Source organism: Arcicella sp. BE140, assembly GCF_031456255.1.
GTDB classification, from domain to species: domain Bacteria; phylum Bacteroidota; class Bacteroidia; order Cytophagales; family Spirosomataceae; genus Arcicella; species Arcicella aquatica.
The window spans coordinates 99,745-125,341 of sequence record NZ_JAVDUE010000008.1; the positions used below are offsets into that span (position 1 = coordinate 99,745).

General features: G+C 36.1%; 16 protein-coding genes. 6 read left to right on the forward strand and 10 right to left on the reverse strand.

The window, feature by feature from the left end; translation table 11 throughout:
- Positions 1-62 precede the first annotated feature (62 nt).
- From J2Y60_RS12830 to J2Y60_RS12850, 5 genes are all read left to right on the forward strand, one after another.
- Positions 63-2,243, forward strand: coding sequence for a penicillin acylase family protein (locus J2Y60_RS12830; RefSeq protein ID WP_309916177.1), 2,181 nt, complete (start codon positions 63-65; stop codon positions 2,241-2,243).
- Positions 2,244-2,355: 112 nt separating this feature from the next.
- Complete coding sequence (locus J2Y60_RS12835) at positions 2,356-3,363, forward strand: fatty acid desaturase (protein ID WP_309916179.1); 1,008 nt, start codon at positions 2,356-2,358, stop codon at positions 3,361-3,363.
- Between the two features lie 245 nt (positions 3,364-3,608).
- Positions 3,609-4,394 (forward strand): hypothetical protein, encoded by a 786-nt coding sequence (locus J2Y60_RS12840; protein ID WP_309916182.1) that lies wholly within the window; start codon positions 3,609-3,611, stop codon positions 4,392-4,394.
- A gap of 75 nt (positions 4,395-4,469) precedes the next feature.
- Positions 4,470-5,642 carry a PQQ-dependent sugar dehydrogenase gene (locus J2Y60_RS12845; protein WP_309916187.1) on the forward strand — a complete coding sequence of 391 codons (1,173 nt, stop codon included), beginning with the start codon at positions 4,470-4,472 and terminating at the stop codon, positions 5,640-5,642.
- Between the two features lie 205 nt (positions 5,643-5,847).
- Positions 5,848-6,243, forward strand: coding sequence for a cytochrome c (locus J2Y60_RS12850; RefSeq protein WP_309916190.1), 396 nt, complete (start codon positions 5,848-5,850; stop codon positions 6,241-6,243).
- Positions 6,244-6,318: 75 nt separating this feature from the next.
- Here J2Y60_RS12850 and J2Y60_RS12855 read toward each other — a convergent pair whose 3' ends face one another.
- The 9 genes from J2Y60_RS12855 to J2Y60_RS12895 form a co-directional block, all read right to left on the reverse strand.
- The gene (locus tag J2Y60_RS12855) at positions 6,319-7,284 is read right to left on the reverse strand and encodes an arabinan endo-1,5-alpha-L-arabinosidase (protein WP_309916193.1); all 966 of its coding nucleotides are present in this window, start codon (positions 7,282-7,284) and stop codon (positions 6,319-6,321) included.
- A gap of 70 nt (positions 7,285-7,354) precedes the next feature.
- Positions 7,355-9,274: a glycoside hydrolase family 97 catalytic domain-containing protein gene (locus J2Y60_RS12860; RefSeq protein ID WP_309916195.1), complete on the reverse strand. Its 1,920-nt coding sequence runs from the start codon at positions 9,272-9,274 to the stop codon at positions 7,355-7,357.
- A gap of 125 nt (positions 9,275-9,399) precedes the next feature.
- Complete coding sequence (locus J2Y60_RS12865; protein ID WP_309916198.1) at positions 9,400-11,373, reverse strand: alpha-L-arabinofuranosidase C-terminal domain-containing protein; 1,974 nt, start codon at positions 11,371-11,373, stop codon at positions 9,400-9,402.
- 60 nt (positions 11,374-11,433) lie between these two features.
- Entirely contained in the window at positions 11,434-13,563 is a 2,130-nt protein-coding gene (locus J2Y60_RS12870) for a hypothetical protein (RefSeq protein ID WP_309916201.1), read from the reverse strand.
- Positions 13,564-13,592: 29 nt separating this feature from the next.
- A complete protein-coding gene (locus J2Y60_RS12875; protein ID WP_309916204.1) occupies positions 13,593-14,561 on the reverse strand; it encodes a glycoside hydrolase family 43 protein in 969 nt (322 codons plus the stop codon).
- Positions 14,562-14,590: 29 nt separating this feature from the next.
- Positions 14,591-16,060: an arabinan endo-1,5-alpha-L-arabinosidase gene (locus J2Y60_RS12880; protein ID WP_309916207.1), complete on the reverse strand. Its 1,470-nt coding sequence runs from the start codon at positions 16,058-16,060 to the stop codon at positions 14,591-14,593.
- Between the two features lie 81 nt (positions 16,061-16,141).
- Complete coding sequence (locus tag J2Y60_RS12885) at positions 16,142-17,686, reverse strand: RagB/SusD family nutrient uptake outer membrane protein (protein WP_309916210.1); 1,545 nt, start codon at positions 17,684-17,686, stop codon at positions 16,142-16,144.
- Positions 17,687-17,710: 24 nt separating this feature from the next.
- Positions 17,711-20,923, reverse strand: a complete 3,213-nt coding sequence (locus tag J2Y60_RS12890; RefSeq protein ID WP_309916213.1) for a TonB-dependent receptor — start codon at positions 20,921-20,923, stop codon at positions 17,711-17,713.
- A gap of 401 nt (positions 20,924-21,324) precedes the next feature.
- Positions 21,325-22,368, reverse strand: coding sequence for a FecR family protein (locus tag J2Y60_RS12895; RefSeq protein WP_309916216.1), 1,044 nt, complete (start codon positions 22,366-22,368; stop codon positions 21,325-21,327).
- 295 nt (positions 22,369-22,663) lie between these two features.
- On the opposite strand from J2Y60_RS12895, the gene J2Y60_RS12900 reads away from it, so the two are divergent.
- Positions 22,664-23,254, forward strand: a complete 591-nt coding sequence (locus J2Y60_RS12900; RefSeq protein ID WP_309916219.1) for a sigma-70 family RNA polymerase sigma factor — start codon at positions 22,664-22,666, stop codon at positions 23,252-23,254.
- A gap of 436 nt (positions 23,255-23,690) precedes the next feature.
- Here the strand turns inward: J2Y60_RS12900 and J2Y60_RS12905 are convergent, their stop codons facing one another.
- Entirely contained in the window at positions 23,691-25,586 is a 1,896-nt protein-coding gene (locus J2Y60_RS12905) for a U32 family peptidase (protein ID WP_309916222.1), read from the reverse strand.
- Positions 25,587-25,597: the final 11 nt, after the last annotated feature.

Consider the following 25,597-nt stretch of genomic DNA (forward strand, 5'->3'; position numbering starts at 1 on the left):
ATTTCGTTGTATTTTGTATGTTTGTTAATACAGAATACTTCATCATTCAATACTATATCAATATGAGAAAAATTATTTTACTGTTTTTCCTTCCTTTTTCAATTCTTGCACAAAAATTTTCAAATGCTGAAATTAGTCGCTTTGAGGCACAGGCGAAGCGAGTAAGTATTATTCGTGACAATTGGGGTATTCCGCATATATATGGTAAATCAGATGCTGATGCCGTTTTTGGCTTACTTTATGCCCAATGTGAAGATGATTTCAAGCGGGTAGAGATGAATTATATTGAAAAGCTGGGAAGAATTGCAGAACTAAAAGGTGAATCAGAACTCTATAACGATTTACAAATACGCTTACTAATTGATACTACCGAAGCCAAAGCAGATTATCAAAAGGCAGCACCTTGGTTGAAGAAATTGTTGAATGCTTATGCCGATGGTATCAACTTTTATTTATACAAACATCCAGCAGTGAAACCTGCTATGTTGACACGCTTTAAACCGTGGTATGCTTTGTTATGGACAGATGGAAGTATTGGTGCAATCAGTACAGCCGATTTAAGCATAGCTGATTTAAAGAATTTTTACTCAGGTAGTTTAGTGTCTGCGGTAGCTGTTCCTAAAAATCCTGAGCAACAAACAGGTTCAAACGGGTTTGCGTTTTCTCCTAAGATTACGCAATCAGGCAAAGCTATATTATACATTAATCCACACGTTACTTTTTACTTCCGACCAGAAGTACAAGTGGTTAGTGAAGAAGGACTGAATGCTTATGGAGCCGTTACTTGGGGGCAAATGTTTGTTTATCAGGGATTTAATCAATACTGCGGTTGGATGCACACCTCTAGTAACGTAGATGTTGCCGATATGTATGCGGAAAAGATTAGCAAAAAAGGCGACAAGTATTTTTATGAATATGAAGGCGCTTTGAAGCCTGTAACAGAAAAGAAAATTACGATTAGTTACCTCGCTGACAATGTATTAAAACAGAAAACCTTTAGTACATATTTTACACATCACGGGCCAGTTATGGGTAAAAGAGATGATAAATGGGTGAGCCTAAAATCTTATAATCGTTCTATTGTCAGTATGATTCAGAGTTGGAAAAGAACCAAAGCCAAAGGTTTTGAAGAGTATAAGCAAGTGATGGCTTTAAAGGCAAATACGTCCAACAATACTGTTTTTGCTGATTATAAAGGTAATATCGCTTATTGGCATGGCAACTATATTCCTAAAAGAGATAACCAGTACAATTGGGCTAAACCTGTAGATGGCTCAATAGCTGCTACAGAATGGAAAGGCTTGCATGAGGTAGATGAAACTGTCCATTTGTACAATCCTGCCAATGGTTGGTTGCAAAATTGCAATTCAACGCCCTTTTCAGTGGCAGGGGCTAATAGTCCTAAACGAGAAAATTATCCATCATACATGGCTCCTGATGGTGAAAACTTTAGAGGAGTCAATGCAGTAAGGGTATTAGACCGTGAGAAAAAATATACCATCGACAAAGTAATCGCCGCAGGGTATGATACTTATTTATCGGCTTTTGAAATATTGATACCAGCTTTGGTGAAAACATTTGAACGTGACGTAAAGCAAAACGATTCGCTCTATACGCAACTAAAAGCACCAATTGAAGTCTTGAAAGCATGGGATTATCATTCATCAGAAAATTCTGTAGCTACTACTTTGGCAGTAGAATGGGCACAGAAACTTAGCCCAGTGATACAAAGATTATACATAGACCAAGGCGAAACGGATCAGGTAGAGAATACTAAAAGATTTGCTGCCAATGCTGATGTAGCAAAGTTTATGCCTCCTTTGGTGACAGTAATTAACGATTTGAATAAAAAATTTGGTACTTGGCAAATACCTTGGGGCGAACTAAATCGTTTTCAAAGATTGACAGGTGATTTACAAACAAAATATAATGATAATGAGCCAAGTGTACCTGTAGGTTTTGCTTCAGCATTGTGGGGGTCGTTGCCATCTTATAATAGCAGGTATTACCAAGGAACCAATAAAAGATATGGCGTGGGAGGTAATAGTTTTATATGTGCAGTAGAATTTGGTGACAAAATAAAGGCTAAATCTTTGTTGGCAGGTGGCGAAAGTGGCGACCCAACCTCAAAACATTTTAAAGACCAGTTATTAATGTACACAAAGGGACAGTTTAAGGATGTCTATTTTTATAAGAGTGATGTGATAAAAAATGCAGAAAAGACGTATCATCCAGGCGAATAAGCGTAAATATTGTTAAACAAATTGATAAAACGTTAGGTTAGCAGTATATTTGAAAGATTTTTTCAAATAAGATTCAAACAGTAATTTCAATAACGAATTAAATTAAAATTAAATGGCGTATCAACAAGATTTTACTCATGTGACAGGTTCTGAACCACACCGTTTGCGTACAAGGCAGATTTTGAAGGCTCACCCCGAGGTCAAGAAGTTAATCACTAAAAATCCAATGACAATGGTATGGATTTTGGCTTGCGTGTCAATTCAAATCCTGATGACTTATTTGGTAAAAGACCAAGCGTGGTATATTATTTTAGCAGCTGCTTGGTGCATTGGTGCTTTTCCATCACATACATTATTTATTTGTATCCATGAGGCTTCGCACAACCTTGTTTTCAAAAAACCATCGTGGAATGTGTATGCTGGTATCATTGCTAATTTTCCATCATTAGTCCCTACAGCCATTTCATTTAAAAACTATCACTTAAAGCACCACGCTTTTCAAGGGGTACATGAATTGGATGCTGACTTACCAGATAAATGGGAGGCAAAAATGATTAATAATTACTTCTTAGGTAAAACAATCTGGTTGTTATTATTCCCAATTTTTCAAGTAATTCGTACACTTCGTTGTTTAGAATTAGCCGTAATAGACCGTTGGGTATTGATGAATATTTTTGCTCAAATTGCCTTTGATGTTGTCATTTGGTATTTCTGGGGATGGTCAGCACTAGGATATATGGGTGCAAGTTTTATGTTCTCAGTAGGTTTACATCCACTGGGTGCAAGATGGATTCAAGAACATTATCTTGTATTGGATAAAGACCAAGAAACATATAGCTATTATGGCGGTTTGAATTTAATCAATATGAATGTGGGCTACCACAACGAACACCACGATATGCCATCAGTACCTTGGAATAATTTACCAAAATTAAAGGCTGCTGCTCCTGAGTTTTATGATGATTTGAAATACCATACTTCATTTGTGAAATTATTTTTCACCTTTTTATTTAGTCAAGAAGTAGGCTTATATTCAAGAATTGTAAGAAAAGAAAGAGGTCGTGTAGGGTTGGATGATACTTCAATTCCAGATATTCAAATGGCTGAACAAAAATTGTAGTAGTCATCTGCAATTTTTTAATAAGAATTTTCGTTCTAAATAGCTCCATTTTTGGAGCTATTTTTATTTTTAAGAAATTAGTTTTATCCTAAACTTGTTATTTGTTTTTTTAAGAATAATGTACGAAGTTTGTTAAACAGAAACCCTTTGCTAACCATAATATTGAATGTTTTGAGAGTCCTCAATACATTTTTCGCTGTTCCCCATCACGCAAACATTGTTTTGAAATTTAGTAAAAAAAGCAAATGGCAAAGAAAAATAAATTAAGAATCATCAACTACGTCAAGGATGGAGTGGTACTGAGAAGTGAAGTTGCGCCCAAACCTCCAAAAAGAATTACAACGAAATGGACTCAAGAGGAAATTGATTTCCTCAAAGAAAATTTTCAGAATTTGACATCCAGAGAAATTTCTGATCAACTTGGAAGAAGTTGGGAGTCTGTAAGAGGGCAACTTAAAAGATTTAAACTCACAGTAGGAGAAGAGCTTAGGAAAGTGCGCCAAGCAAGTAGAAAAGGTGTTCCTTCGGGCAGAGAAGGCGTTACCAAATGGACTGAGGAAGCCATTGATTATTTAAAGGAGCATCATTACAGTAAACCTCTACCCGAGATTTGTGAACATTTGGGTTTAAGATATGGCGTTGTGTATAAAAAAATGCGCTCGCTTGGTCTGAATGTAAACCCTGAAATAGCTTTGAAAGTAAGGAAAGAGGGTATTGGTCGTATTAATGCCGAAAAGAAAGCTTATTTTGCTTCTGATGATTTCCTTGAGAAACAACGAAATAAGCAATTAAAGAAACGTACGAATTCTATTAAGCAACGTTTAATCAATAGGGAACTGTCGGAAATCCAGAAAATTCAGAATGAGATAAAATCAGCGATGAAAAAGATAGAGAAGAACGACGCTCTTATCAATAAACTTGTTACTGAAAAACAAAATTTAAGAGCTGATGTCAAACGCTCTGAACTTCGTATAAAAGCCATCACAGATAAATTGAATTCTACTGTTCAGCATTCTGAAATAAGTAATTAAAATACAGGGAAATCAGTGCAGTAAAAGAGGTGTTTTTCATTAACTTTATCACGAACAAAGAATAAAAACTCAAAAATGAAAAAACAAATTTTCTCTATTGGCGTAATACCTCTACTGGCTGGCTTATTAATATCTGTTGATGCTTCCTGCAATCTAAATCATGCAAATGATAACCCTGTTTTAAATAAATCAGTAAAAGCTGGTACTGAAGGGTTAAAGATTGAAACTTTTGTTACAGGCTTGAATGTACCTTGGGGAATGGCTTTTTTACCCAATGGTGATATGTTGGTTACTGAAAGGTCTGGACAGTTAAGATTGATTCATGATGGGAAATTAGTAGATGAGCCTATTAAAGGACTTCCTGCGATTATTTCTAAAGGACAAGGTGGGCTCCTTGATATAAAATTGCATCCTAATTATGCCAAAAATGGCTGGATTTATTTTAGCTATTCATCACCATTAGCAGATGGAGAGACTGGAAAAGGTTCGAATACTGCGTTGATGCGTGCTAAATTAGTAGGTAATACACTGACAGAACAAAAAGTAGTTTTCAAAGCAACACCAAATGTAACTACGACTCATCACTACGGTGGAAGAATTGCTTTTGATAGAGCAGGTTACTTATATTTGACAGTAGGTGAAAGAGGGCAACAAGACGAAGCTCAGAAACTTACGACTTTTCAAGGAAAAGTAGTTCGTTTAAATGATGATGGTTCTGTGCCTAAAGATAATCCATTTGTTGGGCAAGAGGGTGCTAGACCAGAAATCTATTCTTATGGACACAGAAATCCTCAAGGTTTTGTGATTAACCCAACGACGGGTGATTTGTGGGAACACGAACATGGCCCACAGGGAGGTGATGAAGTGAACATCTTAAAGAAAGGTGCTAACTATGGCTGGCCAGCAATTACCTTCGGTATTGGCTATGATAATTCAATTATCAGTCCAGATACTGCTCGTGTAGGAATGGAACAGCCTATTATTTATTATAGACCATCAATTGCACCTTGCGGAATGACTTTTGTTACAAGTAAGAAATTCCCTGATTGGAAGGGGAATTTACTGATTGGGTCATTAAAATTTAATTATATCAAGCGTTGTGTTATTAAAAATAATAAAGTGGTTAGTCAGGAAACTGTGTTTGAAAATATTGGTAGAGTAAGAGACATCAAAGAAGGTCCAGACGGAAATATTTATGTAGCGATTGAAAGTACAGGTTCAATTGTAAAAATTAGTCCTGCTAAATAATCGCTATCGGTCTTCGGTCATCAGCAATCGGTTTTTATAATTAAAAGCTGATTGCTGTTGGCTATTATTATCAATTCTGATAATCAAAAGCTGAATATAGATACATACCTGAAAACCAATTTTTATATTTTGACTGCCGTATTCCAACGACCGATAGCAGACGACTGATACCCGACAACCGACAGCCGAAACCCCCTAAAGAAAAATGAAAATAATTATACTAATTGCTTCTATGTTGTTTCTGTCTCCTTTTTGGCGTCAAGAAGACGAACTCGCTGATAGTATTGCTCGTGGTAAAGATATATATATGAATAATTGCATTGTTTGCCACATGGGTAAGGGAGAAGGCGTTCCTAAGCTTAATCCACCTTTGGCAAATTCAGATTATTTATTGAAAACTCCTGAAAAAGGCATTAGAGCAATAAAATTTGGACTAAAAGATTCTATCCAAGTAAATGGAGTAAAGTATCAAGGCATGATGCCTGAACCCGGATTAGAGAATGAAGAAATTGCCGATGTAATGAATTATATTTTGAATTCATGGGGTAATAAATCGACAAAAATAATTGATGTGAAAACAGTAGAGGGAATCAAAAAATGATTCCCTTTTGTTTTTAGCTCTTGGTTTATTAGACAACTTTACAAAAGTTGACAAATCTTTAACTGTTTAATCTGTTTACTTCCTCTTAAAATAAGGCCAGCCTTTTTTAAAGCCCATTTCCACAATATTTATCTTCGACTTTCCTTGGTCTTCTGCATCGTAATAATGGATAGAAACAATATTTTTGCCTTTATCTCTTAATAAACCCACATGGCCAGGCCCTTGGAATTTACCTTCAGTTAGCATGATTACTGTGCCTCCGCCAGTATTTAAATCTTTACCAGTTTGGTCTAAAAATGGACCTAAAGGGTTTTTAGAACGCCCACAAACAATATAATATGTGCTGTTTAATCCTTTGCAGCATAAACCATTATTAACAAACAAGTAATAATATTCTCCTTCTTGAATCAGACAAGAGGCTTCCCAATCGGATTCTCTACCACCAGCCACTTTTTTAATGCTTTCTCCTGTTTTGATTTTCCCCGAAATAGAATCTAACTCTACCGCACCAATGCCACCGAAGAATGAACCATAGGTCATCCAAATTTTACCTTGCTTGTCTTTTAAAATACTTGGGTCTATGGCATTGAAATCTTTCCGTTCTTTAGACGCCACAACCATACCTAGGTCTGTCCACTTATATTTCGGAGAAGTTGGGTCAAGTGTTTCGTTGGTAGCTACCCCAATGGCTGACTGAGTAACACCGAAAGATGAACAAGAGTAATACAAATAGTATTTACCATTCATAAAAATACAATCTGGTGCCCAAAAATGCCCTTGGAATTTGGGTACATATTCCTTAATCCAAGTTGGAAAAGAATCCTTTTTATACACTGTTTGTAGTGATACTTTCCAATTAACTAAATCGGTTGAATAAGTGGCTTTGATGCCAATACCAGTAGAAAAAAACCAATAACTATTGCCTTCCTTCAAGATAGTTGAAGGGTCATGAGTTTCTATTTCTCCCTGTTGTGCATTAATCGCTAAGTTTATTAATAGTGTGAATAAAGCTACTAAAAGATACTTAGTATTTTGAATCATAGCAATTGTTAGATTGAGGTTTAACCCGACAAGCTATTGAATAAAATAGCTCGTCGGGTTAGATTAATTGTTATTCAAAAACCCCCACAAAACCTCCGTTAGGTTTTAAAGAGATTTTGTATTGTCCATTTGCAGGAACATCAAATGATGATTCTTTTAACAAAACGGTTTCATCATCAGAGATTAATTGTCCTTTTTTATTTTTTAAGAAAGATAAATCAAGCGTTAATTCTTTGTTGATTCCTTCACCATTAATACCAGCGATGTACCATTTGTTACCTGATTTTCTAGCTACAACAAACAATTTGCCTGGAAATCCATCAATAAAACGTGTCTCTTCCCAAGTGCTTGGCAAAGTTTGTAAGAATTTTTGAGCAAACTCAGGCACGTGAGTCATTCCTTCTGGTGATTCAGCAAAATGTTGAATACCTGAAATAAACACGACAGACAGGGCTAATTCAAAAGCAGAAGTAGTTCTTCTTTTGATATTAGGCACTTTGTACAAATTCATCGGCGTGAAATCCATCGGGTCAAAAGCATTGCGAGTAAAAGGCAAAGTAGTGCAGTGTGCAGGCTGTTCGTCAGCCGCCGCTTGGTCGAACGTAACCATTTCAAACCCTTTCACTGCCTCGGCAGTCATTAAATTAGGATAAGTTCTGTGCCAGCCTCTTGGTAAAGTAGCACCATGAAAGTTGACTAATAATTTTACTTTTGCTGCATCTTCTAAAATATCTAAATAATATTTAATCATCGATTGTCCATCACCACCAAAGAAATCAATTTTTACTCCTGCAATGCCCATTTCCTTGATTTTGGTAAATTCTTTCATTCTACCTTCATGTGTCAGTAATAATCCTTTAGGATGATATTTCACTGTATTCCAATCGCCTGCGGAATTATACCAAAGTAATAATTTTACATTTTTTGTTTTGGCATAATCAGCTAACCATTTAGTCTTGTCATAACCAATTCTAGTGTCCCAATCGGCATCTATCAAACAATATTCCCAGTGCATTTTAGCAGCAAAGTCGATGTAATCTTTGGTAGTATCAAAATTGACAGATTCATCTTTCTTGATAATCCAACTCCAAGAAGCTTTGCCTGTTTGGATAAATGAGGTATCCATTTTAATGGCAGGTTTGGCTAAGTCTGTTCCCAAAGTTGATTCTGTGATAGTCTTCAATGAACCTAATGCAATGATTCTCCAAGGTGAAAGCCAAGGCAAAGTAGATTGGGGATTCAACTCGCCCCCTGTAAATACTTCGGGTGCTTGAGGAAAACCGATTTTGTATTCATTATTAGGCGATTCAGCCCTTAGGCGTGTAGCACAATAAGTGCCATCTAAACCAGCTTCGGTTAATAAAACCCAAGTACCATTCGTTTGAAAAAGGGCAGGATAGACCCAACCCGCTTTAATAGGTGAAATAATGCCCGCTAAGATATTTTTTTGATAAAATTCTTCATAAGAAGGATGGCAATGTTCCCAACCAGTTTGGGCGTCACTCATGGGTTGAAGCCAAGCTTTAGTAGCTTCTGGAAAATTAAATGAAGTAATTTCTTCACTGATTTTCTTGATATCACTAGCGTTTTCAGGAAAGAAATACCTAAACGCTACCCCATCGTTTGATACCTGAAAAATAATGTCAAGTTTTTTGCCTTGTGCATTTTTTAGTTTAAAAACCTGACGGTTAGCTGTATAGGTAATGTCGCGCTTTTTAGTAGTAAGGATACTATACTTATCTTTTACCAAAATAGGCTTGGTGGTTTCTAAAAGTGTAAGCCCTTTAGTGAAATCGCCATCTTCACGGATAAGTCCTAAGCGAGACGATTCTAGTACTTGCTTTCCTTGAAAGCTTACAGAATAGGTTGCTTGTTGATTTTTCACTGAAAAATCAACAGTAATTTGATGATTCGGACTAAACATTTTCTGTGAAAAAGCACTACTTGCCAATAGTAAAAAAATAATTGTTTGAAATGATTTTAGGTTCATTGTAAGGAAAGATGTTTTATTAGGATAAAGAAAATTGAGAAATGGAATTTAAAAAAAATCGTCTTGTCGTATAGAATTAATTTTGGTAATTCATTAGACAAGACGACCTTAACAAAAAGTAAATATTATAGTAACTTTACTCTTAATACTGTAAATGAATTCGGAGCTAACGTCAAAGAGATTTTCTTCTTTGGATTAAGTGTGATAGTCTCTTCTACGGGACTTACGTTCGTCGCATTTTCAAATGTATTTAAAGCCTCTGGGTTATTATTTTTCAGTACAATCAATTTAGCTTTTGCATCAAATTTCTTGATACCTTCAAGATTCACTTCACGAATTTGCTCTTTATCTGAGGTGTTTGCTACTTTCAAAATCACTTCGTTGGTAGCTTTATCTAAAATACCAGAAGCATACAAGTCTCCTTGTCCTGTTAGTGGCTTACCATTTTCAGAAGTATTTAATACGTGTGTACCTTTATTAGTAGAATACAATTTTTGTACATAATAATTTGGTGTACCATATGAACGAAGATTATCTACCCAAATCATGTCTGGAGTCCATTGCCAGCCCTCAGCATGTGCAAAAAGTGGTGCATAAGATGCCATGTTTACTACTTGTGCATTACGTTCTAAGCCTGTCATAAAGGCTGCTTCTGATAAAGCACATTTCCAGTTATTTACATTTTTTACACTTACTGTTTTATCACTTTGAGCAGCATATTCACCCGCAAATACTTTTGAACCATTGCGGTCGTAAGAATCATAGCGACCAGCATTTTTCAAAAACCAATCTGGGGTACGATAATAATGCTCATCAATAATATCAGCATTCATCTCACGTAACTCTTTGTTCAAATAATCAAATCTATCGCCATTAGGGTCAGTTCCAGAACTGTTCACTAATTTAATCTTCGGATATTTTGCTTTGATGGCCTTTGTAAAAACTTTCAGACGTTCTACATATTGTGGCCCCCAGTTTTCATTACCAATTCCTAAGAATTTTAAATCAAAAGGTGCTGGATGACCCATGTCTGCACGTACTTTACCCCATCTAGTATTAGGCTCTGCATTGGCAAATTCTATCAAATCTAGGGCATCTTGCACATAGGAATCTAGTTCATTTACAGGTACAACTTCAGCGGTATTGAATTGACAAGCCATACCGCAGTTCAAGATAGGAAGTGGCTCTGCGCCGATGTCTTCGGCCAATTGGAAATATTCAAAGAAGCCTAAACCAAAAGTTTGGAAATAATCTGGTGCTGGGCGATGTGCAAATTCTAGGTTCCAACGGTTAATAATTAACTGACGTTCTTCAACAGGACCAAGTGTTTTTTTCCATTGATAACGGTTGGCTAAATCTATCCCTTCTACAATACAACCACCTGGGAAACGAATAAATCCAGGTTTCATATCTGCTAAAAGCTGAATCATATCAGCACGCATTCCGCCTGGTCTTTTTTTCCAAGTATCTTCAGGGAACAATGAAATCATGTCAAGGTCGATTTCACCATTTCCTTCAAACCAAATTCTGAACTTTCCTTTCGCTTCTGTTTCAGTGGCATTGAAACTGATGGCTTCTTTTTTCCACGAATGTCCGTTTCCGGTAGGATTGAGCGTTGTTTCACCGATAATACTACCTTTTGAATCAATTAACTCTAAGTGTAATTTTACCGATCCTGTTTGATGACGATACAGTACAGAAAAGTCATATCTCAGCCCCTTTTTAATTCCCATTCCTTTGAAGCCCTCGTTAGTAATTCCTAGTTCTCCTTTAGAAATGTTATTGGCTTTTACACTGATATATCTTGGGTTAACAGTATTACCTTGGCGATTTTGAATGATGATATCACCTTCTTCCGCTTTTTTTCGTTCAATTTTCCAACCCATCCAAGGTTTAGCGAATTCAAAAGAACGGTTTTTAACTAATTCAGCATAGATACCACCATCGGCACCCATGTTAATGTCTTCAAAAAATACTCCCCACATCGTTGGCTGAATTGGTGCTACAGGTTGGGTGGCTTTAATATTAATAACGGGATTTTGTGCAAAAGACTCTGTCAGTAAAAAAAGACTTACTGCTAAAGAAAGGATTTTTTTCATGGATTTATTCATTATGTTTTTGTTACTAGTTTTGATTTTTCAATGGTTATCGGTTTTGTTTTATTTTACTACTTCAAAGGTATAAAGGTTTATACTTGCAGGTGCAATTTTTATAAGGTCTTTTTTCTGGATAAAGGCTTTTTTCACAAATACCTCCTCTTTTTCCCCAACTACATTTTTAGCATCTACTGAATTTCCTGTTAATGAATAATGAATGACTTCGTTGGTAGTATTTACATTCGGTACTTTAATCGTAAGTTCTTGTTCCGTGAGGGTTGGGTTTATTACGGCTATCGAAATAAATTTAACGTCTTTAGTCAGTGAGGCAAACATATCTAAAGGATAAGTATTACTTCCAGCATTTATTTTAGGTTGTTCGCCACCAATTGCCCATTTTGGTGCAGGTTGAGGTGAATTTCCATCTATTTCTACAGGAATATTGGCTATATGCGAGCCGTATAACTGATACAATAAACCTGTAGCATTATAAACCGCCGAAGTATCATTGAATGAAATACAAGAAGTACCGAAGGTAAAACCAACCATTTTAATTAAATCTGTATTTCGGAAGATTTCGTTCAATCCACGTGCATAACCTATAGTAACACCTAACGTAGGTTTGGGATGTACCCAGTTGGTATAATATGCCCATTCATCTAAATATACCTGTGCTTTTTTATGTTGCAATGCAGGGATTCTTTTGGCATACTCTTCATAATGTTCGGCTTTGACTTTGATACGATTCGCTGGTCGTCTTGTCCAATCTTCCAGAGGTTCGTCAATAGTGATATATTTTCCAGTAGCTAAATCAAACCTTTCGGTGACAGAACAATAAAAATGTTCACTGACAAAATCAAGATAATCGTTGTTTTGTCTCAACATTCCACCAGTCCAATCTGCAGGTGAATCATATTCAGCAATGATTTTACCTGTTTCTTTTTTGGCACTTTCTGTGACAGTCATTTCATCAATAGACGCACCCGAAGCCACAATTTTAATGGATGAGTCAACGGCTTTCATCTTTTCGACAAACATTCTATGCTTGATAAGGTGACTTTTTAAATCTATATGTCCCAACTGCCACCAGCCGTAACTTTCGTTACCTACACACCAAAATTTTACATTAAAAGGCTTTATAAAACCATTTTTGACCCTGAGTTTACCCATTTCAGTATGTGAATCGCCATTCATATACTCTACCCACTGAGCGGCAGAGGAGGCATCTCCAAAACCTGTGTTGACGGTAAATGCTATTTCAACATCAATTAATTGAGCAAAACGAATGATTTCTTCAGAACCTACATCGTTGCTTTCTAATCCTTCCCATGCGTATTCGTATCTAGGAGGTCTTTTATCTGGGTCGCCTATGCCATCTTTCCAGTCGTAACCAGAAATAAAGTTGCCTCCCCATCGATAAATTCCTGAATGTAACCCTTTTAATAATTGAATAACGTCTTTTCTAAATCCTTGAATATTGTCTTGGGGCATTAATGAAACGGCTCCGATATTAAAACTTCCTTCGCCTTCTCCCGTTATTTCTATTCTTGCATTTGTCGTACTTGTTTTGCTTATAAATGCTAAATCAAATTTTTGGTAATCTCCCGTTAGGTTATCTATTGATACTGTACTTCTTTGTTCGGGCTTATCTCCCCACACTAAGCTAATCTTTATTTTTACATTTGCTGTACCAGCTAAATAAATCCTTCCTACATATTTTTTATTGTGCTGTAGCCATAGTCCCGATTGAACAATTCCATTTATTTGAATATCACTGGTAATTACTTTTGGCGAATGCTTGCCTACAAAAGGATTAATAGAGTCCATTTTTACGGCATCAATTTTCCCTAATGGCATCCACTGATTCATGCGGTCTCGCTTATTGACAGGGGAAAGATTTTTAAGGGTATCAACAGGATAGAAAAATTTGCGGTCGTCTAACATTTCTGCCCATAGCCCATCATCTACCAAATCGCCTACATCTACATTGCCCAAGTTTTCAATGAATTGACCAAAATGATATTTTGTAATTTCAGGTTTTTGTTGTTGAAGATTAATCGTGGCAATGATAGGAGGGAATGATGTGCTAACAGAAGATTTCTTGCCTGTAGCCTTTAACTCATTTTTGCTTTGGGCTAGCGTGTTGCCAGCCCAAAGTAAAAGCAGTATAAAATTTAACAATACGTTTTTCAATGATGGATGATTTTACGGATGATAAATTACTATTTAACTTGTGGTACACCTTCACTAGTCATAACGATGCGTTTAATTGTTCCGTTTTTATGATAGTTTAGTTCATCTATACACACAGAACGGTGAAAACTGCCAGCATCAGGTACTAAAGCACCATTGTGATAAACAAAATAAGATTTACCCTTGAAGTCAATAATAGCATGGTGATTAGTATTACAATTTCCTGCGATTTCATTGATAGTTCCTTTAAAATCCCAAGGGCCATTGATGTTCTTACTCATCGCATAAACAGTTTTTTCAGGGAATTCAATAGAGTATGATAAATAATACCATCCTTTACGTTTGTGTACCCAAGGCGCTTCTGTAAATTTAGTAGGCAAGTTTACTTTCATTATTGGACCATCTAGGTCAATCATATTGTCTTTTAATTTGGCATAATAACAAATGGTATTTCCCCAGAAAAGATAAGCCTGTCCGTCGTCATCAATAAATACAGAAGGGTCTATGTCGTCCCAACTGATTTTTGTATCTGTCGTCATATCATTTGTAATAATGGCCGACCCTTTTGCATCTTTGAAAGGCCCTGTTGGGCTATCAGAAACGGCCACACCAATGGCTTTCCCATGAATGCTTCCATGTTCTACAGCTACATACCAGTAGTATTTATTCCCTTTTTTTATTACCTGCGAAGCCCAAGCATCACCTTTTGACCAAGTGAAATTTTTTACATTAAGCGGGCTTGGATGTTCTTTCCAATTAACCATATCTGTAGATGAGTAACAAAGCCATTCGTTCATCACATAGCGTTGTTCGCGTGTGGGAGCTTCATCATGGCCAGTATATACGTACACTGTTCCATTATCAACTAAAGCGGCAGGGTCAGCAGTGAACTTGTCTTTAATAATAGGATTCCCCGAAGTCTTTACTTGTGCGTTTCCTGCAAATGCAAACATTAATTGGCCTGCAAATAATAGTTTTAAAAGGTTTTTACGATTCATGGATTATATTTATTTGTGTACAAAAAACACTATTTTTTCTTACCCCAAACACTGGTTCCTTTGTTATTCAAACCTGTAAAAAGAATAGTTTCTTTTTTATTTTCCCAGTCGCGACCTCGGTCTACATACACTTGGTCTGTAAAACCATTACTCCACTTTAATTCTAACCACGGAGCAGTATAAGTCCATTTACTCGCAACATCGTTATTGAGAGTACCATTGGCATTTAGTGTTAAAGTGACAGCATATTGAAAGTCGGGTTGGTTTTGTTCTTTATCATAGCCCGGTACTATTCTATACCCAAGTACAATCTGTTCCCAATCTCCCACCAAATCATTACTTGTGATAGTCGTTGTAAATTCTCCTGCAAAACGTTCTGGTGATGCTACTGGCCAGCCATCTTTCGTCCAATATAGCTTTCTATTGTGAAGAATCATAAAATTGGAGTCGTTCCCTGGGCGGCCTTGGTGACTAATATAAAACTGGCCATTGTTTTCAAATACAGCACAGTGTGAAACACCTTGCCAACCAGCATGCCCCATAAATTGGTAGGGAGCAATAATCATTGGTCCGTGGTCTTGATTAGTGTTTATATCTTTTCCGTCATAGTCATAGAAAGGGCCTTGTGGAGAATCTGCTTTGGCTACTCTTACATTGTATTTAGTTGCCAGCCAGTCGTAGGCAATGAATAAATAATATTTCTTTTGCTCTTTATTATAAATAATTTCTGGCCCTTCAATGTTGCCATTATAAACACCATTGGTAAAACCACGATTGGCAATTCGTTTCCCCTTATCACCAGGACTTAGTGCCAAGCCTGTAGTAGGGTCAAGTTGCAATATATAAATGCCATCCCAAGCAGAACCATAGTACATCCAATGTTTTCCTTGTTGGTCAATCAGTACTGTAGGGTCAATAGCATTGGTTTGTATCGTATTATCATCTTTTGAAACTACTGTTAAGCCTTGTTCTTTCCAAGGACCAGTAGGAGAGGAGGAAGTGGCTAAACCAATAGCACTTAGCCGAGGCTTAGCCGATGAAAGTGAATAATATAGTCGGTATTCGCTACCAACTTTAATCACATACGGAGCCCAAAGTGAATTAAAAGGTGTTCCACCAGCTTGTTTGATATAGTCTGAACCTTTGGTTGGAAGAGCATCAAAAACCCATCCGTAAAATTTCCATTCGATTAAATCTTTGGAAGAACGTATTTGAATACCGGGACGAATATCTGTGCCATAAGCTACATCGGTATTATAACAATAATAAGTATCGCCGTCTTTGATAATAGAAGGGTCGTGAACATTATAACAGCCCCAGTTTAGATAATTGGAAGCAGGAGCAATGTCGGCATAATTATCTTTGATAGAATTGATGTCAAATTTTGCGGTGGGCGTAGTAGGCAATGGTTGAACAACTGTTTCAGCCTTATCACCACCACAAGCTGACAACAATAGCATACTAACACTAAAATATATTGATTTCCTAAAGAGTAACATGTGTGGTATAGGTTGGGTTAATGGAAGTTATTTGAAATTATTCCCGCAAGTTTTTGAATACTTGCGGGAATAAAGAAGATATTAGTAGCTTAAATTTTGTTTAACACCAGGGTTATTATCAATTTCATTCTGTGGAATTGGGAATACTTCACGACCAGTTTTGAATGTATTGAATTCTGGGTCTCTTGATTTTAACCAAGCTAATTTGGTAGCATCATTTAACCAACCCCAACGACGAATATCATCAAAGCGGTGACCTTCTAAACAAAATTCTAATAAGCGTTCATGACCAATTTGCTCACGCATTTGTGCTTGCGTCATATTCGGTTTTACAGTAGCTAAATTTGGCAAACCAACACGACTTCTTACTTTTTGGATGAATGGATACGCTGCTGCTGTTTGTCCAGTTTCGTTTAAACATTCAGCATACATCATTAATACATCAGCATAACGCATCAATCTTTCGTTAATACCCGAACGCCAGTCAAATTCATCGGCTTTGGTATCATCATTTTCGTATTTACGGCAGTATAGTGAATTTAAAGCACCTGCATTTCCTGCATATCTTACTGCAAACTCAACTCCATAAACCATAAATCCTGGCTTATTGTAAAACATGGTAGCTACTAAACGAGGGTCATCTTTACCATCAGACGTTTTCTCTTCTAAGAACTCATTAAATACTGAACGAGTTGGTTGCACGTCTGTCCAGCCCAAGCCATTCGCACCGTATGTAATCGCTCTAGCCGATACTCTACCCCATGAAGCAATAGGTTCACCACCCCAGTTAAGGTCTGTACCACCAGCCGTACGTTCAAATTGAACTTCAAAAAGAGATTCTTTATTATTCTCGTTAGCCTCTGTAAAGTTATCGCGATAGTTTGGTACTAAATCATAAATGCCTAAATCAATCACTGCTTTGAATTGAGCCGCAGCTTCAGTGTATTTATGATTTGTCAAATAAGCTTTTCCTAAATAAGCCATAGCCGCTCCCTTAGTCGCACGACCAAGGTCTGTACCTGCATAAGTAGTTGGCAACATATCAGCAGCTTTCTTAAAATCCTCCATTACTTGTATCCATCCTTCTGCCTCTGTTGATTGTTTTACAAAAAAGTCTTTTGTCGATTGTACAGAATTAGTAGGTAACATTACACTCCCAAACATATTCACTAAATGATAAAAGTATAAGCCACGCAAGAAGTATGCTTCACCCAAGATGCGTTTTTTAAGGTTGGCATCCATTGTAATGGCTGGTACATAATCTAGCACTTGATTAGCCTTTGAAATACCTTCGTAATAGGCACCAAAAGCCCAGCCATAGATGGCAGTATTACCAGCATTCAAAGCAAATTTTCCAGAGTTATACATTTGGTCCCAAGGACTGTTACTCATCACATCATCACCACGATTATCAAGTAATAATGGTGTCGAACGCATATAACTTCCATCAATGGCTAAACTCAGGTACACTGAATTAATACCTTTTAAGGCATCCTCTTGGGTCTTCCAAAAAGTAGAAGAAGTTTGTGCGTTTGGATTAACCTGATTTAATTTATCTTCGCATGAAGTAGCTATCAATAAGGTCGCTGAAAGCGCAATGATAACTTTTTTGTTAAATATTTTCATTGTAATAAATTCGTTTGAGTGAAACTAAAAACCAACTTGTAAACCCAATAAAATAGCTCGTGGGTTAGGGTATGAACCATTGTAATAACCCCTGCTAAATAGGCCATCACTTTCACCCATAAAATCAGGGTCAAAACTCTTGAATCCAGAAATTAAGAAAACGTTTTGTCCTGAAACATAGAATCTTACTTTGCTTACTTTCAATTTATTTACAATAGATGAAGGCAAAGTATATCCTATCTGAGCGTTCTGTAATCTCACATAAGTACCATTTTCAACGAATCTGTCTGAATCTCTACCATTTGAATTAGGGTCACCAATGATTGGTCTTGGCACATTCGTATTTGTGTTTTTAGGCGTCCAATAATTTAATGCATCCGTCGAACCATTGCTATATTGCAAACCCATTAAATCACGGTACATTCCATTATAAATTTTATTGCCTCCGCTTCCTTGGAAGAAGCAAGAAAAGTCAAAGTTTTTATAGGCAGCATTGAAGTTTGCCCCGAAATAGAAAGTCGGAATGGTATTTCCTAAGTAAGTACGGTCGTCTGAAGTAATTACGCCATCACCATTCAAATCTTTGAATTTTATATCACCAGGAGCCGCATTAGTTTGTGTAGCGTGGTTTTTTACATCGTCAGCATTTTGGAAAATTCCTTCTGAAACATATCCAAAAATTTGCCCAATTGGTTGCCCAACCTCAGTTTTACTAGCTGCTCCGTAAATAGGGTTATTAGTACCACCAAGTGCTAACACTTTATTTGAAAGCGTATGGAAGTTGGCTGAAACAGTATATTTAAAATCACCAGTTTGTTTACGATATCCAGCCGTGAATTCAATACCCGCGTTACTCAATGAAGCTGCATTTGTCAAAATAGAACCATTAGTAGCACCTACAGATGTTGGAATTGGAATGTTGGCTAATACATCATAAGAGCGGTTATCAAAATATTCAACAGAGAAAGAAACACGGTCTTTTAAGAAACCAAATTCCATTGCAACATTGCTAGTACGTTTGCTTTCCCATCTGATTGAAGGGTCAACTACCTGTGTTCTGGTAGCACCCGCAGCTAATACTCCACCAAAAACATACCCAGTATTAGTATTGATATAAGTATCTGTTAAGTAATCTCCTACGTTTTGATTTCCTAATGCACCGTAACCACCTCTTATTTTAAACGAATTCATAAAATCAGGTAACTCAATATCATTATGAACATTCCAAGCTACACCTACAGAGGCAAAGTTTCCATAACGATTTTCTGGTCTGAATTTAGAAGAACCATCACGACGATAATTTACTGTTAATAAGTATTTATCAGCATAATTATAGTTTATTCTACCTAAAATCGAGCTTAATGATGAGTTTGCATCCCATCCTGTTACGCTTTTCCCATTCGCGGTATTAACAGCAGTATTCATGTTTAACACATAAGGTTCTGTTAATCCTTTTGCACTAGCCTCTGTTCTTGAATAAGTACTTTGCTGAAAAGTATAACCTGCTAATGCTTCAATTCTATGCTTGCCAACTTCAATACTATAATTAAGTGTATTCTCAGCTAAAGTTGTAAGGTTACTTTCTCTTTTTTCGTATAAATAAGCATTAGGCGTTAGGTAATAAAAGCCTAAATCATATTTTGGTTCAAAATATAAATATCTTGTATCAATACGGTCGGCACTTAATTGAAGCTTGTATTTTAAGTTTTTCAACAATTCTAACTCTCCGAAAACAGATCCTAAGAATCTGTTACGCGTATCAGTACCTCTTAGCAAAGAGTTCATTCCGATTACGTTTAGCGTAATGGCTCTTTGTGTGTTTTTATCTGCACCACCGAAACCTCCTAAACGATTTGGGTCGTATACAGACATGGTAGGAATGGCAGTTAACAAACTCGTTACTGCACCACCAAAAACAGCGTGCTCACGGGTATTTTCAGCACCAATCTTTTCTGAATTTGTATAGGCAATTTTAGCACCGAAAGAGAAAATACCTTTTTTACCAGAAATGTTACCGTTGAAAGTATATCGTTTGTAGTTCTGCGGTCCAGTTACGGTAGAACTATTATTAAAGAAACCTAGTGAAGCACTTGCTTTGATTGTTTCAGAACCACCCGACAGGCTCAAATTATGGTCTTGAATATAACCAGTTTTCAAACCTTCTTTTTGCCAGTTTGTATTTACATTGCTGATATAAGCTGGATTAGTAGGGTCGTTTGCAGGAGCAATAGTTAAACCTGCATTTAACTCAGCAGCACTCACAACATTTTGATAACCCACTCTATCCATTACAGAGATGGTTTTAGCAATATTCTGTACGCCAGCATAGGCGTTATAATCTACTCTTAATGGACCTGCTTTTCCTTTCTTAGTCGTAATGATTACTACACCATTCATCCCTCTTGAACCATAGATAGCACCGGCAGAAGCATCTTTCAACACAGAGATTGATTCAATATCATTAGTCGAAAAGTCAAAAGGACTATCCACAAGCACACCATCAATTACAAATAATGGGTTATTATTGGTCAATGAACCAATACCACGAATTTTGATGTTTACAAAACCGCCTGGCTCGCCCGAGCTTTGTACTGTTACCCCTGGAACTTGTCCTTGTAAAAGTTTTGCTACATCATAAGAAGCTGTTTTCTTAGCATCTTCAATTTTTACAATCCCTACTGAACCAGTTAAATCTTTTGCTTTCTGAGTACCATAACCCACCACAACAACTTCATCAAGCGCTTTTACGTCAGATGATAAACTGATATTGATTAGTTTACGACCAGCCACTGAAATTTCTTTTGAAACATAACCAATAGAACTAAAAACTAATACAGTAGATTCGTTGTCAACTTCAATTGAAAATTCACCTAAAGCATTTGTCACAGTTCCTCTGTTTGTACCTTTAATTAAAACGCTTGCCCCCGGAATACCTTCTGAATTGTCACTACTAGTTACTTTGCCTTTTATTGGGAAGCCTGCAACCTTAATTGATTGAACGGATTCTCCTCCTAAAAAACTGGTTTTCTTATCGTTAGAAGCAATTACATGTATATGTTTTTTTACTTGTTTAAATTCTAAATTCACTTCTTTTGATAGAAAAGCAAGGATTTCCGTTAACGAACGATTTTCCATACTCATCGTTATACGCATTTTGTCGTTCAAAAAAGCATCGTTATACGTAAATTTATAAGCTGTCTTCTTTTCTATCTCTTTAAAAACTTGTAAAATGTTCATTTTATCGACTCTTAGAGTCAATCTGGTTTCATCAAAGCTATTTGCTTGAGCGTGAATAGACCCGATAACGTTCAAAAGCAGCAAAAAAATTGCGACAAAAAGATATTTTGAACGTCGTATACTTGGTAGTAAATGAATTTTCATAAATTTGTTATTGTATTTTGAATACTAAATACTTTTAATCCTTATCCTCCAAACGCCAATTTTTAGGATATTTTTTGAAAGGTTTTTATTTTGTATAGTGGTTGTGGGTCTATTTTTTTGCAGAAAACAGTCTTCACAACCTTATACAATTCAAACCCTTAGCTAGTGTTGTCAGAATTTTTTACATTCATCATAATTAGATGGGTTTTGTTTAGTTAATAATTGAATGGTAATGTATGATAACGTGGTTAAGTAATTCAATTGTGAATGAGGATTGTTTTTCCTGCGATTTCATATTTGAAACCCGAAGTGAACGAGATACCTTGCATAACGTTTTCTAAACTTTCTTGTTGAAATTCGCCACTGTAGTGTCCTTTTAGCTCAACATTGGGCAGAACGATAATGTTTACACCGTACCATATCTCTAATTTTGCAAATACATCGGTAAAGTTATCCCCGTCAAACATTAACACGCCATTTTTCCAGCTTGTAGCTTTTTTGAGGTCTACTTTATCTTTGTGTATGACTGAAGAATTATCCAGTGTTCCCATTTCATTAGGAGTAAGATATTGGGCATTTCCAGATATTTTTTCTTCCATTTTCACCTTTCCTGTTACTACCGCCACTTGTACTATTTTTTCATTAGCGTATGCTCGTACATTGAAAGATGTTCCTAATACTTGGGTTTTTACCTTTCCAGTTTCTACTATAAATGGCTTCTTTTTATTTTTTACCACCTCGAAAAAACCTTCTCCAACCAATTCAACTATCCTATTAGTCTTGCTGAAAGCCACAGGATAATTGATGCTACTTCCTGCATTTAAATGAACAATACTGCCATCTGGTAGAATTACTTTAGTCCTTTGTCCTTTATAAGTAGTGGCTACTTCTACTTTATTGCCTGAACGAGTAATCGTGAAAGGAGCGGGCTGGTCGTTGTCTGACCAATAAATACTGCCAATAAAAGCCATAATCACAGAAGCTGCTGCTGAAAAACCGAACAAGATTTTACGGAATTTGACTTTTTTGATTGTCCTTCTTTCTGCTTCTTCTTTATCTTGTTTGAAGGCCTTGATTCGCTCAAACATTTTATTTTTATCTGCCTCTTCAAGGTGAAACTCATTTTTGTATTGTAAAGAGTTTACAAATTGCTTGGCAAGCAATAAATCACTTTTTCTATCAGGATTTGCTTCCGCCCATTTTTGCCAATATTCATTAAGTTGGTCATTGGGCTGCCTAACCCAATTCACAAATGCGGGGTCTTGAAGTAAATCTTTTATGCGTTCAGTGTTGGAGTACATATATGTAGGTTTTCAATTAATAAAGACAAATTGTGTTAGGATGACCATAGTAAAATCAATAAAAAATAAATTTATAGTGAATAAATTGAATAATTCATTGAAAATTAAGGGGTTAACTTTATTAATATTTTTAATTATTTGATGATATTCTGTAATTAAAGGCATTTGTACATAGAAAAGTAAAAGTTTTTATTTTTTTTATACAATTTGTTGGTTTTCTAAATATTTTATTATCTTTGTGTGCAATTGTGTCATTATGACACAAGATTTTCAAAAGCTCAACGAACATTAATAGATGAAAGAAGTATCTGACAGCCAGCTTTGGAATGAGTTTCTAAATGGAAGTGATTCTGCGTTAGAGACAATTTATAGCCAATACGTTAATGTATTGTATAATTATGGTCGTCAGTTTACGAGTGATAGCGATTTGGTGAGAGATGCGGTACAAGAATTATTTTGTGATTTGATTCAAAGCCGTGAGCGATTAGGGGATACTAATTCTATTAAATTTTATTTATTGGCGAGTTTACGTAACAAACTAGTACGTAAAGTAAAACATGAAGATAGATTCTCGAGCTTGAATAATTTTGGAGGAGATTTTCAGATTGATTTTGCCGCTGATGCTGATATATTAAAAGAACTATGTCTTGACCAATCGGGACAACTTTTACAAGAGGCTTTTAATAAATTGCCCGTAAAACAAAGAGAAGCTATTTTGTTGTATTTCTATGAAGATGTGAGTTATGAAGAAATAGCAAAAATCATGGAAATGACTAAAGTAAAATCAGCAAGAGCGTTAATTTATAGAGCTTTGGATTCCCTACAGGAGATTTTTAATGTTGGAGAAAAATATTCGTATCCTTGGGAATATCCTTTGGTGGGTTAAGAATATTTTTAAAAATTATATTTATTTTATATCCAAAAAGCAATATTTCCTTTCGTAAGTCCTTACTTTTCTTGTCTTGACACAAGAAAAGTAACAAAAGAAAGTCAAGAAATTCCAAACTCGCTATCGCTCAAACAGTGGAATTTCACTAAATGCTGACGCCTAGATAGGATAAAACTTTAAGTAATAAATCTTTTCGAAATTTAAACATACTCTAATTATAAAATCATAAAAAAAGCGGACGAAATTAGTTTTTCAACCGCTTTTTTGATTGATGGACACCGAATTCCTACTGTTTGAGCGGAGCGAGTTTAGGAATTCTTGATTTTTTTGTTACTTTTTGCATCAAGGCAAAAAGTAAGGACGAGAATAAATCCAAATAACTTTTTATTCTAAGAAAAGTTTGGAATAGCTCATGTTTATTAGGCACAAAATCTTAGTGTCTATAATTAACATATCCTAATTGTTCGTCTTCGTCTTCAAATTCTAGCTCGGCATCTTTTTCCCAAATCTCCATTTCGCAAGGCTTGCAGTTAAATTTCAATTTGTATTCATTTTCACCATGCTTTAGCGTAAGCGGTTCTACCAACTTTTCGCCCATGGTTTCACGTTGAAATCTGGCACATTTTCCTAACTCGTATTTTACACAATATTTTGTCGTCATCACACGCGCTTTGCCAGGGTCCCATTGCAATTCAAAGGCTTTTTCAATTTCCGTAACGCCGTGTCTTTTATAAAATGCTCTTGCCAAACGGTTTGAAACATTATACATAAAGTCAAGTTTCTGAACTGGGTAAGGGTGATTTGTTTTAGTAATCTGGAATTCTTCTCTATGGTATTCTTTTACACGAATATCAACCAATTGTTCTAATACCTCTCTTCTAATTTCATTCACTTTAGAAATCGGTAAAAACCAATTGTTTGAAAACTCAACTTCGATTTCGTCTACTATAAAAGGTGTATTCCCAGTTTTAGCAAGGTTCTTTTTAATATTAGGAATTACTGACTCCTGACTCTTTGCTAATTCTTTGGTAGTTTCCAATGTTAAGCTACACTGGTGTCCATCTTCATCAATTGCCAACAATTGGAATCCATCAGCCGTTTCAGTAAAACGTAATGAAACACCAATTTTGCGAACAGCGCTGTTTTCTTTTTCAACCATTTTGTTGAATTCAGCATCTGAATTTCTATAAATGACTGTTCCTACTGGCAGTGGTTTAAAAGTATTAGGTACTACTACATTTCCAACAATAATGTTGATTTGTGCGCCGTCGGCTTCACCTTGCTCGTTGATAAAATATAGTCCATCACCATTGTTTAGCTTCTCATAATTTTCAATTACATAGCCATTTGCCTTTATTTCAAGCAATTTGCCAATCAATTGACCTTGTGATTTTGGACTTTCCCAGTTACCGATTTTCTCTTTGCGTTTGTTTACAAAATAGTCGGTATAACCCCTGTTAAAACTTCTATCCATTTCTGGCTCGAAATTATAGAATGTTCTACCCGATGAAGCTTTTTGATATTTATCAGTATTTTGTTCTAGAAATGCATCTAATTTCTTGCGTAAAAAAGAGGTATTGTTTTTAACATAAACAATATCTTTCAAACGTCCTTCTATTTTAAATGACGTAACACCTGCATCAATTAAATTAGGTAATTGGTCGCTTAGGTCTAAGTCTTTAATTGACAATAAATGGCTATTAGCAATTAATGTTTTGCCAGTCCCATCAATCAATTGATAAGGAAGACGACAGTTTTGAGCACACGAACCTCTGTTAGCACTACGTTCGCCACCCGCGATACTCATATAACAATTACCACTGAATGACACACAAAGAGCACCAGAAACAAAGAATTCCAGTTCAATATCAGTAGCTTCGCTGATTTCACGAACCTGATCTAAATTCAACTCTCTTGCCAACACAGCCCGTTTCATCCCTGCATCTTTCAAGAATTTAACATGTTTAGCATCTCTGTTATTGGCTTGTGTACTCGCATGGATTACGATAGGAGGTAAGTCCATTTCCATAATAGCCATATCTTGCACAATCAGGGCATCAACACCAATATCGTATAATTGATAAATTAGCTTTTTGCACAAGTCCAATTCATTATCATATAAAATGGTATTGATAACGACAAACACTTGAGCTTTAAAAAGATGGGCATATTTAACCATTTCGGCGATATCCTCTAACGAATTGGTAGCATTAGTACGAGCCCCAAACTGTGGAGCTCCTATATATACAGCATCTGCACCAGCATTAATAGCGGCCATACCTTGAACCAAATTTTTGGCGGGTGCAAGAATTTCTATTTTCTTTTTCATACGACGATAAC

Bases quoted from the DNA above. Each gene is read 5' to 3' on its own strand.
- J2Y60_RS12830 (WP_309916177.1), top strand. From the start codon at position 63: ATGAGAAAAATTATTTTACTGTTTTTCCTTCCTTTTTCAATTCTTGCA.
- J2Y60_RS12835 (WP_309916179.1), top strand. From the start codon at position 2,356: ATGGCGTATCAACAAGATTTTACTCATGTGACAGGTTCTGAACCACAC.
- J2Y60_RS12840 (WP_309916182.1), top strand. From the start codon at position 3,609: ATGGCAAAGAAAAATAAATTAAGAATCATCAACTACGTCAAGGATGGA.
- J2Y60_RS12845 (WP_309916187.1), top strand. From the start codon at position 4,470: ATGAAAAAACAAATTTTCTCTATTGGCGTAATACCTCTACTGGCTGGC.
- J2Y60_RS12850 (WP_309916190.1), top strand. From the start codon at position 5,848: ATGAAAATAATTATACTAATTGCTTCTATGTTGTTTCTGTCTCCTTTT.
- J2Y60_RS12855 (WP_309916193.1), bottom strand. From the start codon at position 7,284: ATGATTCAAAATACTAAGTATCTTTTAGTAGCTTTATTCACACTATTA.
- J2Y60_RS12860 (WP_309916195.1), bottom strand. From the start codon at position 9,274: ATGAACCTAAAATCATTTCAAACAATTATTTTTTTACTATTGGCAAGT.
- J2Y60_RS12865 (WP_309916198.1), bottom strand. From the start codon at position 11,373: ATGAAAAAAATCCTTTCTTTAGCAGTAAGTCTTTTTTTACTGACAGAG.
- J2Y60_RS12875 (WP_309916204.1), bottom strand. From the start codon at position 14,561: ATGAATCGTAAAAACCTTTTAAAACTATTATTTGCAGGCCAATTAATG.
- J2Y60_RS12880 (WP_309916207.1), bottom strand. From the start codon at position 16,060: ATGTTACTCTTTAGGAAATCAATATATTTTAGTGTTAGTATGCTATTG.
- J2Y60_RS12885 (WP_309916210.1), bottom strand. From the start codon at position 17,686: ATGAAAATATTTAACAAAAAAGTTATCATTGCGCTTTCAGCGACCTTA.
- J2Y60_RS12890 (WP_309916213.1), bottom strand. From the start codon at position 20,923: ATGAACATTTTACAAGTTTTTAAAGAGATAGAAAAGAAGACAGCTTAT.
- J2Y60_RS12895 (WP_309916216.1), bottom strand. From the start codon at position 22,368: ATGTACTCCAACACTGAACGCATAAAAGATTTACTTCAAGACCCCGCA.
- J2Y60_RS12900 (WP_309916219.1), top strand. From the start codon at position 22,664: ATGAAAGAAGTATCTGACAGCCAGCTTTGGAATGAGTTTCTAAATGGA.
- J2Y60_RS12905 (WP_309916222.1), bottom strand. From the start codon at position 25,586: ATGAAAAAGAAAATAGAAATTCTTGCACCCGCCAAAAATTTGGTTCAA.